General features: G+C 38.3%; 18 protein-coding genes. 15 read left to right on the top strand and 3 right to left on the bottom strand.

Translation table 11 applies throughout. From position 1 onward, the window contains the following. On the top strand, positions 1 to 368 hold a 368-nt coding region (locus CL42_RS07310; protein ID WP_035266715.1), incomplete at its 5' end, for a tetratricopeptide repeat protein. Positions 369 to 410: 42 nt separating this feature from the next. Here the strand turns inward: CL42_RS07310 and CL42_RS07315 are convergent. After that, positions 411 to 866: a GNAT family N-acetyltransferase gene (locus tag CL42_RS07315; protein WP_035266717.1), complete on the bottom strand. Its 456-nt coding sequence runs from the start codon at positions 864 to 866 to the stop codon at positions 411 to 413. A 94-nt stretch (positions 867 to 960) separates the two neighbouring features. On the opposite strand from CL42_RS07315, the gene rdgB reads away from it, so the two are divergent. Continuing rightward, positions 961 to 1,590 carry an RdgB/HAM1 family non-canonical purine NTP pyrophosphatase gene (gene rdgB, locus CL42_RS07320; protein ID WP_035266721.1) on the top strand — a complete coding sequence of 210 codons (630 nt, stop codon included), beginning with the start codon at positions 961 to 963 and terminating at the stop codon, positions 1,588 to 1,590. Here rdgB and CL42_RS07325 read toward each other — a convergent pair. Beyond that, positions 1,587 to 2,462, bottom strand: coding sequence for a permease (locus CL42_RS07325; protein WP_035266723.1), 876 nt, complete (start codon positions 2,460 to 2,462; stop codon positions 1,587 to 1,589). The genes rdgB and CL42_RS07325 overlap by 4 nt on opposite strands. Positions 2,463 to 2,634: 172 nt before the next feature. On the opposite strand from CL42_RS07325, the gene tatA reads away from it, so the two are divergent. From tatA to CL42_RS07345, 4 genes are all read left to right on the top strand, one after another. Continuing rightward, on the top strand, positions 2,635 to 2,862 hold the full coding sequence (gene tatA / locus CL42_RS07330) for a Sec-independent protein translocase subunit TatA (RefSeq protein ID WP_035266725.1): 228 nt from the start codon (positions 2,635 to 2,637) through the stop codon (positions 2,860 to 2,862). A 15-nt stretch (positions 2,863 to 2,877) separates the two neighbouring features. Next, complete coding sequence (gene tatB, locus CL42_RS16490; RefSeq protein ID WP_051586559.1) at positions 2,878 to 3,342, top strand: Sec-independent protein translocase protein TatB; 465 nt, start codon at positions 2,878 to 2,880, stop codon at positions 3,340 to 3,342. Further along, positions 3,339 to 4,121, top strand: a complete 783-nt coding sequence (tatC, locus tag CL42_RS07340) for a twin-arginine translocase subunit TatC (protein WP_035266727.1) — start codon at positions 3,339 to 3,341, stop codon at positions 4,119 to 4,121. Before tatB ends, tatC begins: the two co-directional genes overlap by 4 nt. A gap of 165 nt (positions 4,122 to 4,286) precedes the next feature. Beyond that, positions 4,287 to 6,494, top strand: coding sequence for a PhoX family protein (locus tag CL42_RS07345; RefSeq protein WP_035266728.1), 2,208 nt, complete (start codon positions 4,287 to 4,289; stop codon positions 6,492 to 6,494). 27 nt (positions 6,495 to 6,521) lie between these two features. Here the strand turns inward: CL42_RS07345 and CL42_RS07350 are convergent, their stop codons facing one another. Continuing rightward, positions 6,522 to 7,325 (bottom strand): NRDE family protein, encoded by an 804-nt coding sequence (locus CL42_RS07350; protein ID WP_035266731.1) that lies wholly within the window; start codon positions 7,323 to 7,325, stop codon positions 6,522 to 6,524. A 93-nt stretch (positions 7,326 to 7,418) separates the two neighbouring features. On the opposite strand from CL42_RS07350, the gene lgt reads away from it, so the two are divergent. The 9 genes from lgt to msrA all read left to right on the top strand — a co-directional run bounded on the left by lgt (position 7,419) and on the right by msrA (position 13,580). Further along, positions 7,419 to 8,234 (top strand): prolipoprotein diacylglyceryl transferase, encoded by an 816-nt coding sequence (lgt, locus tag CL42_RS07355; protein WP_035266733.1) that lies wholly within the window; start codon positions 7,419 to 7,421, stop codon positions 8,232 to 8,234. 84 nt (positions 8,235 to 8,318) lie between these two features. Next, entirely contained in the window at positions 8,319 to 8,690 is a 372-nt protein-coding gene (locus CL42_RS07360; RefSeq protein ID WP_035266735.1) for a hypothetical protein, read from the top strand. A gap of 81 nt (positions 8,691 to 8,771) precedes the next feature. Further along, the gene (locus tag CL42_RS07365; protein ID WP_035266736.1) at positions 8,772 to 9,074 is read left to right on the top strand and encodes a hypothetical protein; all 303 of its coding nucleotides are present in this window, start codon (positions 8,772 to 8,774) and stop codon (positions 9,072 to 9,074) included. Positions 9,075 to 9,215: 141 nt separating this feature from the next. Then, positions 9,216 to 9,707 (top strand): lipocalin family protein, encoded by a 492-nt coding sequence (locus CL42_RS07370; RefSeq protein ID WP_035266738.1) that lies wholly within the window; start codon positions 9,216 to 9,218, stop codon positions 9,705 to 9,707. A 192-nt stretch (positions 9,708 to 9,899) separates the two neighbouring features. Further along, positions 9,900 to 10,742 (top strand): thymidylate synthase, encoded by an 843-nt coding sequence (gene thyA, locus CL42_RS07375; protein WP_035266815.1) that lies wholly within the window; start codon positions 9,900 to 9,902, stop codon positions 10,740 to 10,742. A gap of 93 nt (positions 10,743 to 10,835) precedes the next feature. Continuing rightward, positions 10,836 to 11,348, top strand: a complete 513-nt coding sequence (locus tag CL42_RS07380; protein ID WP_035266739.1) for a dihydrofolate reductase — start codon at positions 10,836 to 10,838, stop codon at positions 11,346 to 11,348. Positions 11,349 to 11,374: 26 nt separating this feature from the next. Then, entirely contained in the window at positions 11,375 to 12,445 is a 1,071-nt protein-coding gene (locus CL42_RS07385) for a DUF4105 domain-containing protein (RefSeq protein ID WP_035266740.1), read from the top strand. Between the two features lie 74 nt (positions 12,446 to 12,519). Further along, positions 12,520 to 12,975, top strand: a complete 456-nt coding sequence (locus CL42_RS07390; RefSeq protein ID WP_035266743.1) for an META domain-containing protein — start codon at positions 12,520 to 12,522, stop codon at positions 12,973 to 12,975. 83 nt (positions 12,976 to 13,058) lie between these two features. Beyond that, a complete protein-coding gene (gene msrA / locus CL42_RS07395; RefSeq protein ID WP_035266744.1) occupies positions 13,059 to 13,580 on the top strand; it encodes a peptide-methionine (S)-S-oxide reductase MsrA in 522 nt (173 codons plus the stop codon). Positions 13,581 to 13,589 lie beyond the last annotated feature (9 nt).

The raw sequence follows: 13,589 nt of genomic DNA on the forward strand, positions 1-13,589 counted from the left end.
AACAAGCTTTCGTTTGGTATAAGGCAGCAGCCGATCAAGGTATTTCATCTGCTCAGCTGAATGTGGGTCGTATGTATGCTGATGGTATTGGTGTTACTAAAAATGAAACCTTAGCTCGCCAATACTTCGAAAAAGCAGCAAGTCATGGTGACAATCGTGCAAGCTTCAATTTAGCCGTTATGGAAGAGCAAAAGAAAAACTATATGGGTGCTTACCAATGGTATGAGCTTTCTACACGTGATGGCATGTTAGATAATAAAGTGATCAATATGTCTGAGACGAAAAAGACGGCTTTGGCTGCCAACCTGACACCAGAACAAATTCGTACTGCACGTGACCGTGCTGATCAATGGATTCAAAGTCGTTAATAACGCTTATAAGTTTGAAGAAAGCACCTATCGGTGCTTTTTTTATTCGATCATCTTCTTCATTCTTATGAATTTCAGATCTTCGAATATGTCCACTTCATTCTGTGAAGTAAAACCTAATTTTTTATAAAAATGAACAGCCCCTATATGCGCATTGACTGTGATCTGTTGGATCTCCGTTTGAGTTAATTGATCTAACACATAATTAAATAAATGAGTTCCAACGCCTTGAAATTGCAGATTTGGATGAACAAAAAAATGAAAAATATGAGTGGGTTGTTTGTAAGCAATCATCCCCACAAGCGACTGCTTTAATTCTGCAACAAAGTATTTTATCTCTTGATGATTGATGTGCGATACAAGAGCTTCTTTTGAAAATAGGGACTTACTTTTTGGCATTTCATCAAAGTGATTCAAAGCGAAAGCAATACAGGACGCAATATTTTCAACATCCGCGATCTCTGCTTGACGAATATGAATGGTATTTAAATCTCTCATGATTAATGATTGGTTATTTTAGAGATGAGTTCATCTGTATCATCGCAAATATCCGTTAGAATAGCTTCAAATTTGAAACTGAAAGCGATTCAACATGGCGTCTAAAGATTGGTTAGATCAAGGTACTTTGGTTTTAGCGAGCAACAATAAAGGGAAAATAGCTGAGTTCGAAAAGTTATTTGAAGATTTAAAACTCCCTGTTAACGTTGTGCCTCAAGGAAAACTGAACATTGAGGATGCGGTGGAAGATGGGTTAAGTTTTGTAGAAAATGCCATTATCAAAGCACGACATGCTTCTAAGATTTCGGGTAAACCAGCTATAGCAGATGACTCAGGTATTTGCGTCCCTGCACTTGGTGGTGCTCCTGGTATTTACTCTGCACGTTATGCTGGTGAGCATGGCGATGATGCTGCCAATAATGCTAAATTACTGGCAGATTTAGCACCATTACGTAACAATGGTGACGTGATTGAAGGGATGTTTGTGTGTGTACTCGCCTTAGTTCAACACGCCGAAGATCCTTTACCTCAGATTTTCCAAGGAATCTGGAAAGGTGAAATTTTGGAAGTAGCACGTGGCAAAAATGGTTTTGGCTATGACCCACTGTTTTGGCTACCTGAACTCAATATTAGTAGCGCTGAAATGACCAAAGAAGAAAAAAATAAGATCAGTCATCGTGGTCAAGCCATGCAGTTATTCAAAGCAAGCCTCGAAACGAACTAAACAATCAGTCCATGATAAACCATGGCAAATAAACCAATTGTCATGCAACTTACGATGGTACCCGCTGCGATATATTGGGCTGAAACACCTGTTCCTGAATAATGTGTTTCTAAAGCAACAATATTCGCTGCGGGTGGCAATAAAAAAAACATAGACATCAGTGCAATAACAACCAGTTCGTGAGGAATCGGTAGAAGAAAATAGGCTACCGCACAGCACACTAAACCAAATAGAAATTTAATCAAAGCAAGTTTTAAACTTTCAATTAAATCGGACAAGTGAATTTTTACTTGAGATAACCACATCCCAAGGATACACATCCCTGTAAAGGTCATTAACCACTTATCCAATATATACAATGATTGAATCATTGCATTCTGCTGAAAATGACTAACATTCCATAACGAAAGAAAACCAGCAACTAATAAAGCTAAAATCGGTGGAGAGAAAGTCAATTTTCTCAAAATCTCCATCGCAGACTGCTTTTCAGCACTTAATACGGTCACTGCACAAATATTACCAAAAATAGAGCCCCCGACATAAAGTGCAACCATAGGACTAGATGCTTGCGCACCAAAAATAGCGAATGCAAATGGAAAGCCAAGCCAAGCCATGTTCAGGTAACTGGAACATAAGGAGACTAATTTGTCTTTTGTACGGTAATAAACAAATAAATACAGCAAAAATGAAGCGATAAAACCAAATAACATCAACCATATACTGCCCTCTTGGTAAAACACCATATTGTAAATAATGATGAGAGGAATCAGCACTTTCGCCAACAACATCGCCATAAAGGGACGAATTTTTTGTAAATATTCTACACCAAAATAGCCGATGAGAAAGGAGACTAGTGGGAGTAGAAGAACCATATTAAATATGAAATAGATTTTTTCTCATCTTAGCACAACATCTATTTCACTTCAGAATAAGTCTCTTGCACACATAAAAAATCCATGACTTCAAACTGAAATAATTCCGTCAACTTGCTGTCATAAAGAACTGTTGAAATCATTCAAGATCATTTTCAATAAGGAATATATCATGGCTGGATTATCAATTTGGCACGTACTTATTTTCGCAATTGTCGTTTTACTTTTGTTCGGTACGTCTAAGCTAAAAAATTTGGGTAAAGATGTTGGTGGTGCGGTTAAAGATTTTAAAAAATCAATTAAGGATGACGAAGACCAGAGCACATCTGCTCAATTAAAAGAACCACGCACGATTGAACATCAAACATCTCATGATTTGAACTCAACAGCTAAACATTAAAGGTAGGTAACAGTAATGCTGAATATTGGTATGGCTGAACTATTAATGTTTGGCATCATTGCATTGCTTGTTCTTGGACCTGAAAAGCTTCCTGAGGGTGCGCGATTTGCTGGTAAATGGTATGGCAAAATTAAGCGTATGGTCAGCAATGTACAAAATGATATTGATCGTGAACTAAGAATGTCTGAACTTAAAGAACAAATGCAGACTGAAATGAAGCGCATTCAAGAATTAGAAGAAAAAATGAAAGCGCAAATGCAGGAAATTGAAAAACACACAGTATTAAGCGATGAATATTTAAATCCACCTATCGATCAACAGGTTCTCTCTGAAACAAGATCTATTTATGTGTATTTAAGCGTTCAGCAAAGTACAGCAGTTCCTTTTAGAGGACACGCTACACCTAAGCAAAGTTTTATTCATATTCAAAATTCGGCGCAACACAATAAACCGTATGTAGTCTTAGCGGAGGCAGTATGAGTCACAATACTCTCCCAAATATCATCTCTTCAAATGAAGTTAATCCTCAGCTTGAAGAAATGCCAATAACCAAGCATCTTATTATTTTAAGAAAATATTTATTTAGAATAGTTGGGGTCATTCTCGTTTTATTCTTTTGTTTATTACCATTTGCAAATCAAAGCTATCAAATGATGTCTGAGCCTCTTAGAGCTCAACTCCCAATAAATTCATCAATGATTGCAACTGATGTCACCGCGACATTTATGGCACCATTTAAGTTAAACTTCTTCGTTGCTCTAATGATCGCCATGCCATTTATCATTTATCAAATATGGGCTTTTGTCAGACCGGCGCTATATAAAAATGAGAAAGCTTTAGCTCTACCATTACTCATCGGAAGTATTACATTATTTTATGCGGGTGTTGCTTTTGCTTACTTTGTAGCCCTCCCTTCGATTTTACATTTTTTCATTAGCGTTGCACCTGAAACGGTAGCACCCATGACTGACATTAATAGCTATCTGAGTTTCTGTTTAAAATTATTCTTGGTTTTTGGTTTAACTTTTGAAATTCCAATTGTGACTTTATTACTCATTATGATTGGAGTCGTTACCACAGAACAATTGGTTGAAAAAAGACGTTTTATTATTGTAGGTTGTTTCTTCGTTTCTATGTTTGTGACGCCACCTGATGCACTCTCGATGATTATGTTAGCGATACCAATGTGGATGTTATTTGAATTGGGACTTTTGTTTGGAAAATTACTCGAAAACAGAAGAGCAAAGTCAGTACTTTGATATCTTGACCCTTTTACACATAGGCGAGTCTGAAGACTCGCCTTTTTCATACTCTTTAAATAAAAGCTTAATTCAACTGACATAAATCTATCACTTGATTGTCATGATTCCGCATTAAGTTGTTTGTGACGCTAAAAACTACCAAGCAAGATGCTAGGAACGAACATGACTGATTTAACACCTTTTAACGATGATTACGATAGCAATGATTCGGGGAATCCAGAATTTCACCATTTACTTGAAAAGCAAATTACGCGTAGAGATCTCATTAAGAAGACTGCTGGTGGTGCAGTAGCATTGACAGTAGCGGCTTCAGTAGCAGGCTGTAACAGTGACGACAATGACAATAACAACTCAAATCCTTCTCTACCTGAATTCGACAAATCAAAAACGCCAACTGAACTAACATTTAAAGCGGTTGATAAAAATATTAAAAATGAATTCACAGTGCCTGAAGGATATGAAGCACGTGTTATTTATGCACTAGGAGACCCGCTTTTTGAAGGTATGCCTGAATGGGATGCAGATAATATTCCGAGTGGTGCTTCATTTACCATGCGCTCAGGCGAATGTCATGACGGTATGACATATTTCGGCATGAAAAATAGTCGTTATGATCAAAATGAGTCAAATGTAGGTTTACTGGTACTCAACCACGAATATGTAGATAACAAAGCGATTTTGCATCCAGCGAATAATACAATTTCAGCGGATATTCGTTCTGAAGATGAAGCATTACGTGAAATCAACTGTCACGGCGTTTCAGTGATTGAAGTACAAAAAAATCCTACAACTCAACAAGTCACTCTAAACAAACGCTCTGTATTCAACCGTCGAATTACAGCTGCAACACCGATCGATTTCGCTGGTCCTGTAAAAGGGCATGAATTGGTACAAACCAAGATCAGTCCAGAAGGCACATTTACATTAGGTACGATCAATAACTGTGGTAACGGTTATACGCCTTGGGGCACATACTTAACCACTGAAGAAAACTTTAACCAATACTTTACTCGCGATGATAAAGATCGTTCTGAAAAGGATTTGGAGTCGTTAAAACGCTATAAAATTGCTTCAAATAGTTCTTATAAGTGGCACACAGTTCAAGCACAACTGTTCCCTCAAGATGTCTATGAGCGCTGGTTAACTAAAGTCTCTGCATCTTCTGCAACTCAAGATTTTAGAAACTCACCAAATACATTTGGTTGGATTGTTGAAATTGACCCGTTTGATGGTCGTCAACGCCCAGTAAAACGTACAGCTCTTGGACGTTTTGCACATGAAGATTGTCGTGTCAGTCGTGCCATTCCTGGGCAACCACTAGCCTTCTATATGGGGGATGACTCTCAAGGCGAATATATCTATAAATTTGTTTCAGATGCGGTTTGGGACCCTAAAGATATCAACGGCGGTTATGCTGCTGGTGATAAATATATGAATAACGGTAAATTCTATGTTGCTAAATTTAACTTTAATGAAGCAACTCAAAAGACGTCTGGTGAGTGGATTGAACTCAATATCTCCAATCCATTAATTGCTAGTTATTCAAAATACAAATTTACAGATCAAGCTGATGTATTGGTAAATGCCCGTTTAGCAGGTGATGCAGTTGGTGCAACCAAAATGGATCGTCCAGAATGGGTTGCAGTAAACCCAGAGAATGGTGAGGTTTATGTCACCTTAACAAATAACTCATTACGTGGAAGTGAGCATACGATTGATGCTGCCAACCCTCGTAATTATGCTGATAATGATAAAGGTGGTAGTCCTCGCGGGAATATCAACGGACATATTATTCGTTTCCGTGAAACTGGTGATACTGTTACAGCAAAAACATTTGTATGGGATATCTTCTTATTTGGCGCAGAAGAAGATTCACTTCCGGGTGTAAACCTATCTGGACTCACATCAGCCAATGATTTCTCAAGTCCAGATGGCCTATGGTTTGATCCACGTGGTGTCTTGTGGGTACAGACTGATGATGGCGCTTATACAGATGAAACGAATTGCATGATGCTCGCTGCACTTCCAGGTCAAGTAAGTGATGGTAAAGTGACTTCTGCAAATGCTGGTTCAAATAATGCCACTCAACTTACTCCTGCTGGCGCACAGCTTGATGATTCAAAGTTACGTCGTTTTTTAACAGGCCCTTCAGGCTGTGAAATTACAGGTGTAACGATGACACCAGACTATAAAGCTATTTTTGTGAATGTTCAGCATCCAGGTGGTACTTGGCCTGCAAATCACAGCAACACTATCAGCGGTGGTAAAGGTACACGTCCTCGCTCTGCGACGGTCGTGATTACACGTAAAGATGGTGGTGAGATTGTTGGGGAAAGTCTAGAAAAGAAAGAAAACACTCCTGCTGCTTAATTCAAACATTGAAATAGAAAATGCCGACTACGATGTCGGCATTTTTTTTGAGAGATTCAGATCAATTTTGACTATGTGATTCTGATGTTCACCTTGCTGCGTTTTTTCAAGCCAAGTCCATTGGTTTCTTTTCAACAACAGGTAGTTTGAGCATCGTGTTCCATATATCGGGCTTTGTATAAAAGTAGAAGATAACAGCTGCTCCATTTCCACTGATATGCCCGTTTGAGGTAATAAGTCTAAATCAATTTTTCTTTCATCTTGTAAGATATCCCAAACGACATACTCTAAATCATACGCTTTTTGATCATTGGGATTTAATTGCAATAAGGGCAAGAACTCTTGTGTAAAGCGTTTACGCAAATGTTTGGTTTTTTCCCATGGATCACTTAATACACCATTGGAAACCACATATACACCTTTAGCAAGAACTTGTGGAGATTCACCACGATTACTCATATAAACCGCTTGATCAGAGGTTCCGATAAAAAGGTTAAATCCAGCGTAATCACATTGCTTTTTTTCTAATTCTTGGGCAAATCGGATCGGTGCTAATTCAGACTCCAGATATTGCTGAATGATATGTCCTCTTGAAGGTGAATATTCCTTCTTATCATTTGCATCACGGTAATTTGTCACAAGTGCCCAACGCCCTGCAGCAGTAATCCCCATCCATGTCCCACCAGATTGTAAATCTTGACCTGCAATAATTGGGCTATTTTCCCACTTATGAATTTGTGAAGCAGGTCGGTGATAAAACTCATCCCGATTTGAAATTAAGCATAATGGTGTTTCATCCAACACTTGCCATGCGATTGCTACAATACACATCGTTGCATCCTTAGAACTTTACACATTGAATGTACAACATTTTTTCAGTCTTTCCGTTAGAATCGACACAAAACATAATATAAAGGAAAAGCAATGCTGACCTATCCTTCTATTGACCCAGTGGCAATATCTGTGGGTCCATTACAAGTTCACTGGTATGGACTCATGTATCTACTCGCATTTTTATTTGCGTGGGGCTTGGCAACATTCCGTGCTAAGCAACGAGGATGGACACCAGACATGGTCTCTGATCTCATCTTTTACGGTGCATTAGGTGTCGTGATTGGTGGTCGAGTAGGCTATGTGTTCTTTTATGGTTTTGATCAATTCCTTGCAAATCCGATATGGTTATTCCAAGTTTGGACAGGTGGCATGAGCTTCCATGGCGGCTTCTTAGGTGTCATGTTGGCCATGTTATTGTGGTGTAAAAAATACAAAATGACTTGGTTCCAAACACTGGATTTTATTGCCCCATGTGTTCCAACAGGTCTGATGTTTGGTCGTATTGGCAACTTTATTGGCGGCGAACTTTATGGCCGACAAGTCACAGATCCAAATTTCGCATTGGGTATGATTTTCCCTACAGATCCTTTACAACTCGTACGACATCCATCCCAACTTTACCAAGCACTCTGTGAGGGTTTGATTCTTTTTATTGTTCTGTGGTGGTTTAGTTCTAAACCTCGTCCACGCATGGCTGTTTCTGCTCTATTCTTAATTGGATATGGTATCGCTCGCTTCACAGTTGAATTCTTCCGTGAGCCAGATAATGGTCAATTATTTATCGGATGGATGAGCAAAGGACAATTCCTTACAGTTCCAATGATTCTCATCGGGCTATGGATGCTTTGGTATGCCTACCAAAAGAAAGTATATGACTGGGGTCCTCTACAAAATAATGGCAAATAAGTAAATTATGTCCTCAAAGGTGAACATCTTGTTCACCTTTTTTTGTGCTAGAGTTTTGAATTATTTACTGTGATTCAGATTACTATGCTCGAGTTTTGGTTTGATCCTAAAGTTTCAATACAATACAAAGCTTTATTTTTTATTTTGATTGCGAGTGCTACCGCTACGTTATATTGGATGCAACCGCTTAACTTCGATGCCATCTTAATGTTTGTGGGCACAGGTATTGTTTTTCTTATTTGCCGTTACTGTAAAATTCATTTCGCTTCACACCATCCAACTGGGCTAATGTACCGATTATTTACTTGGATTCCTATCGCTTTGCTACTTGCCTTGATTTTCATGCATGCAAAGGATGGAGAAATTCTTTTACCTGGTGCTCAAGGATTAGGATTTATGGCTTTATCTATTTGCTTATTTTCTCCACTGTCTCTACTTCATCAACATCAGCATTAAGACGTCATTATGTTAAATTTCTGGTATTCGGAACGATGCACACGCACGCTTAAATTGATCATTTGTATATCAACGTGTGTAATGATTCTGTTGACAGCTGAAATTAAAAAACTTGATTTTCTATCGACACTAATGAGCTTATGTTTAGGCTTAAGCGTACACATTATTCATCATGTTTTGATCCAATCTAAGCGTCTAAAGCATCAGCTGAAAGCATATTATGCTTTAATTCCTATCATCTTGATTGTATTTTTTATCTTCATGCTTTCAGCGCTGAACTTTCAAAATAGCAGAGAGTTTTTTGCACTTTTTGTACAACTCATAGGTTATAGCGCAGTGGGATTGTTCGTAGTGAGTTTATATGCATCTCGTACACCCCGCTGAATTTCAAAACAACTAAGCAAATGAAAATAAATATAATCACACTCACTTAACGCTTTGCTACAGAACAGTATTATTTCTACTCCAAAACTGTGCCTATACTCAAAGAACGTATCTAATTTAGATTAAATGGAGTACATCATAATGAGTCAAAATTTAACGACCGTATCTAACTTCCAACTTGAACGCTATTTAGGTACTTGGTATGAGATTGCACGCTTACCAATGAAGCACCAACCTGAAGACAGTACGGATATTTCGGCAGTCTATACCTTAAACAGCGATGGAACCGTACGTGTTCAAAATCGTTGTCTTGATGGCAACAAAGAACTGGATGAGTCTATTGGCGAAGCCACAGTTGTAGATGCTGAACATGGCAAATTAGAAGTCAGCTTTTTGCCTGAAGGATTTCGTTGGATTCCATTCACTAAGGGTGATTATTGGGTACTTAAGATCGATGAAAATTATCAAACTGCTTTAGTCGGTGAACCTAATCAAAAATATCTTTGGATTCTGCACCGTGAACCTGTGTTAAATGAATCTATCAAACAAGCGTATCTAGCATATGCTCAATCCATTGGTTATGACCTAAGCGATTTAATTCATACTGTACATACAGGACACAAAACTGCTTAAGCCCTAAAATTTTGTGTTAAATGAGAGCACCCTAAAGGGTGCTTTCTTATTTCTTTAATTACTCGCTTTCAAAGAGTCTATTCCGTAAGGAAGATATTAAAATGCATGCTGCTTTAGTATAAACTGATGCCAATGAAATTTTTGGCATTGGTTTATTCTTCAAATGCCACATTCAAATCGATCAGGACATTTATGAAAGCGTATTTAGACCTACTACAACATATCCTCGACAATGGCGGTGATAAAGGTGACCGTACTGGTACAGGTACTCGTTCTGTATTTGGTCATCAAATGCGCTTTGATCTTTCTAAAGGTTTTCCTCTACTGACCACAAAGAAAGTTCACTTCCGTTCAATCGTGATTGAATTACTTTGGTTCCTTAAAGGTGATACCAATGTTAAATATCTGCAAGATCATAAAGTTACAATTTGGGATGAATGGTCGACAGCTGAGCAGACTGCTCGTTTTGGACGTCCTGAAGGAGAGCTAGGTCCAGTATATGGACACCAATGGCGTAACTTTGGTGCAACTAAAAAAGACGATGGTTTATACGAGCAAGATGGTTTTGATCAAATCAAATGGTTAATTAATGAAATTAAAACCAATCCAAACTCCCGTCGTTTAATCGTATCAGGTTGGAACCCAAAAGAAGCTGGACAAGTGGCACTCCCTCCTTGTCACACGCTTTTCCAGTTTTTTGTTCAGGATGGAAAATTATCATGTCAGCTTTATCAACGTAGTGCTGATGTTTTTCTTGGCGTTCCATTTAATATTGCAAGTTATGCACTTCTCACCCATATGATTGCGCAAGTCTGTGATCTAGAAGTCGGTGATTTTGTTTGGACAGGTGGTGATACTCATCTTTACGCCAATCATTTCGAGCAAGCACAACTTCAATTAACACGTGAACCACTTCCATTGTGCCAACTCAAACTGAATCCCGAAATTAAAGATATTTTTGATTTCAAATTTGAAGATATTGAAATCGTAAATTACGAATCGCATCCTGCAATTAAAGCACCAGTTGCGGTTTGATTTTAACTAAAGTCTTTTGGGATCACCGTTGGTACCAATCGTGATCCAACTTTACATTTCCCTCTTTAACTCATATTCGCTGGAAGAATAATCATGGCATTTCAAGGTTTAGAAGTCGTACACGTCGTTGCAATGGATCAACAACGTTGTATTGGCAAAGGAAATGATTTGCCATGGCATATTTCAGCTGATCTCAAACATTTTAAAGAAATTACTCAAGGTGGTGTTGTGGTCATGGGACGTAAAACACTTGAATCTATGGGTAGAACACTTCCTAAACGTGTAAATTGGGTCATTACACGAGATACGTCATGGCAGTTTGAAGGAACAAAAATCGCGCATACAATCGAGAGTGCACTTGAGCAGGCAGTCCATGATGTAAAAGCTTCAGAAAAGCCTGGATCTATTTTTATCATAGGTGGTGGAGAAATTTTTAGCCAAACGATCTCTATTGCGGATCGCTTAGAACTCACGCATGTTGAATTAGACGTTCAAGGTGATGCTCATTATCCTGAGATTCCACCTGAATTTAAAAAAGTGGCATCAGAGCAACACATTGATGACAAAACAAATATTGCATTTGAGTTCGCAACCTACCAAAAATAAAGCTTTCTTACATATAGCCAATAACAATGCATAACATCGGTAAAAGAGAGTTTATTCTTGCGCTTGCAAAGGGAGCTTTTCACTCCCTATTTAGTTTATTTGTCATCTTCTCTTCAATTTGGTTATGTATGGCCTTATGGGTTCAAGAGCCATTTGGCTGGTTAGTCAATCGTATTATCATTGGCTTTTGGGTCGCTTTTGCCTTAAGTGTTTTAGGCATATATGCAACACAACATTTTTTCAGCCGTAGTAAAGATGTTGTCTTATACATTGTCTTTTTTGCGTTCAGTTTAGTTTGGTATTTTAGTATCCCTGCCAAACAAGACCGTGAGTGGAATCCTGAAGTCGCAAGAATTCTCAATTATGAACGTCAAGGTGATTGGGTCACTTTACACAATGTGCGTAATTTTGCATGGAATGAAGACGGAACCTTTCAAGAACGCTGGGAAACACGTCAAATTGATTTGAATCAAATCAGTGGCATTAACATCATTACTTCATATTGGATGGGACCACAAATCGCCCACACTTTAGTCAGCTTTGATTTCAAAAACTCTAAACCACTGACCTTTTCGATTGAAATTCGCAAAGAAAAAGATGAAGAGTTCTCTGCTATTGGTGGTTTTTTTAGAAAGTACGAAGTCAGTTTAGTTGCTGCTGACGAGAAAGACATTATTTATACACGTAGCAATGTACGTAATGAGCAGGTCTATTTTTTCCCAATCAACATGGAAGCTGCTGAAATGAAAGCTTTATTTGAGGAATATTTAGAGCAAGCAGATCAACTTAATCAAGAACCAAAATGGTATAACACCTTGACCAGTAACTGCACCACTTTGGTTTTTGATATGGTTCAAGCGATTTCCAAACATGAACTGCCAGTGGACTACAGATTATTAGCCTCAGGTTATTTACCTAATTATCTGTATGACTTGGGGGCATTACAACATCATTGGGATATCAAAACATGGTACAACAAGGCACATGTCAACCCAAGAACAGACCAATTTAATCAATTTAAATATCAAAGTAGTGAAAATTATTCAAAATTGATTCGTCTGGGTCTCCCTCAGAGTCAGCCAGAGCTTGCACCTTAGCGTATCAGTTGATATACATAAAATTGACTTGAATTTAATTTATATTAGAAAGAAATAACACAGGGGCATTTCATATGTTAAAACAACTTTTAGCCGTATCCGTTATAGGCTCAGCATTACTTTTTACAGCATGTACCACAACACCATCTGCTGAAAAGCAGCAACAAGCACTTAATCAATTGCAAAATAAAACTTGGATTTTGACACATATCGGCGCAACAGAATTTAAAACCGACCCTACTGCACACAATGTTCCAAGTATTCAATTTGATGCAGCATCTAGTCGTTTGAGTGGTGCAGATGGTTGTAACCGTTTTATGGGTGCATATAGCATTAAAGCTGACAAAATTAGCTTGAGTGAAGTTGCGACTACACAAATGATGTGCGTGAATACTCAAGAACTTGCAAATCGCTATAATGCTGCCTTGGCAAAAGTCGCGGCATTCCAAGTCTATGACAAAACGCTTCGCCTACTCGATGAGAATGGTAATCCAGTATTGCAGTATGAGTCTGCAATACAACCGCGTTAACAGTTAAGCAACCATTTCACTGGTTGCTTTTTTCATTCTACACCCCATTATTTCAGTCATTGCAACTCAATAAGGTGAATCCCATGCAACAAGCTTTGCTCGGTGGCGGATGCTTCTGGTGTGTTGAAGCAGTTTTCCTTCAACTCAAAGGTGTCACTAAAGTCGTGAGTGGTTATGCGGGTGGGTATACGGCCAATCCAAGCTATGAGGACATTTGCAAAGGAGACACCCATCACGCAGAAGTGGTTTTAGTGGATTTTGATGAAAGTCAAATTAGCTTTGCTCAATTGCTTGATGTATTTTTTGCAACACATGATCCAACCACACTCAATCGCCAAGGTAATGATATAGGTACGCAATATCGCTCTGTCATTTATTATTTTAATGAAGAACAGCGCCAGATTGCAGAGAAAGCAATTCAACAGTTAAAAGCAGAAGGTTTAGATATTGTTACAGAATTAAGCTCAGTACCGACCTTCTACCCTGCTGAAGAATATCATCAAAACTTCTTTGCTCGTAACCCGACTCAGGGCTACTGCAATTTTAGTATCCCACCAAAACTTTTAAAGCTGCGCTCTAAATTTGAAGGTTTACTCAAAGACTAATACAGGTAT

The sequence above is a fragment of the Acinetobacter sp. Ver3 genome (assembly GCF_000632455.1).
Lineage (GTDB): Bacteria > Pseudomonadota > Gammaproteobacteria > Pseudomonadales > Moraxellaceae > Acinetobacter.

What these genes read in the sequence shown, in the direction of transcription:
- CL42_RS07315 (WP_035266717.1), bottom strand. Translation starts at nt 866, where the DNA reads ATGAGAGATTTAAATACCATTCATATTCGTCAAGCAGAGATCGCGGAT.
- rdgB (WP_035266721.1), top strand. Translation starts at nt 961, where the DNA reads ATGGCGTCTAAAGATTGGTTAGATCAAGGTACTTTGGTTTTAGCGAGC.
- CL42_RS07325 (WP_035266723.1), bottom strand. Translation starts at nt 2,462, where the DNA reads ATGGTTCTTCTACTCCCACTAGTCTCCTTTCTCATCGGCTATTTTGGT.
- tatA (WP_035266725.1), top strand. Translation starts at nt 2,635, where the DNA reads ATGGCTGGATTATCAATTTGGCACGTACTTATTTTCGCAATTGTCGTT.
- tatB (WP_051586559.1), top strand. Translation starts at nt 2,878, where the DNA reads ATGCTGAATATTGGTATGGCTGAACTATTAATGTTTGGCATCATTGCA.
- tatC (WP_035266727.1), top strand. Translation starts at nt 3,339, where the DNA reads ATGAGTCACAATACTCTCCCAAATATCATCTCTTCAAATGAAGTTAAT.
- CL42_RS07345 (WP_035266728.1), top strand. Translation starts at nt 4,287, where the DNA reads ATGACTGATTTAACACCTTTTAACGATGATTACGATAGCAATGATTCG.
- CL42_RS07350 (WP_035266731.1), bottom strand. Translation starts at nt 7,325, where the DNA reads ATGTGTATTGTAGCAATCGCATGGCAAGTGTTGGATGAAACACCATTA.
- lgt (WP_035266733.1), top strand. Translation starts at nt 7,419, where the DNA reads ATGCTGACCTATCCTTCTATTGACCCAGTGGCAATATCTGTGGGTCCA.
- CL42_RS07360 (WP_035266735.1), top strand. Translation starts at nt 8,319, where the DNA reads ATGCTCGAGTTTTGGTTTGATCCTAAAGTTTCAATACAATACAAAGCT.
- CL42_RS07365 (WP_035266736.1), top strand. Translation starts at nt 8,772, where the DNA reads ATGATTCTGTTGACAGCTGAAATTAAAAAACTTGATTTTCTATCGACA.
- CL42_RS07370 (WP_035266738.1), top strand. Translation starts at nt 9,216, where the DNA reads ATGAGTCAAAATTTAACGACCGTATCTAACTTCCAACTTGAACGCTAT.
- thyA (WP_035266815.1), top strand. Translation starts at nt 9,900, where the DNA reads ATGAAAGCGTATTTAGACCTACTACAACATATCCTCGACAATGGCGGT.
- CL42_RS07380 (WP_035266739.1), top strand. Translation starts at nt 10,836, where the DNA reads ATGGCATTTCAAGGTTTAGAAGTCGTACACGTCGTTGCAATGGATCAA.
- CL42_RS07385 (WP_035266740.1), top strand. Translation starts at nt 11,375, where the DNA reads ATGCATAACATCGGTAAAAGAGAGTTTATTCTTGCGCTTGCAAAGGGA.
- CL42_RS07390 (WP_035266743.1), top strand. Translation starts at nt 12,520, where the DNA reads ATGTTAAAACAACTTTTAGCCGTATCCGTTATAGGCTCAGCATTACTT.
- msrA (WP_035266744.1), top strand. Translation starts at nt 13,059, where the DNA reads ATGCAACAAGCTTTGCTCGGTGGCGGATGCTTCTGGTGTGTTGAAGCA.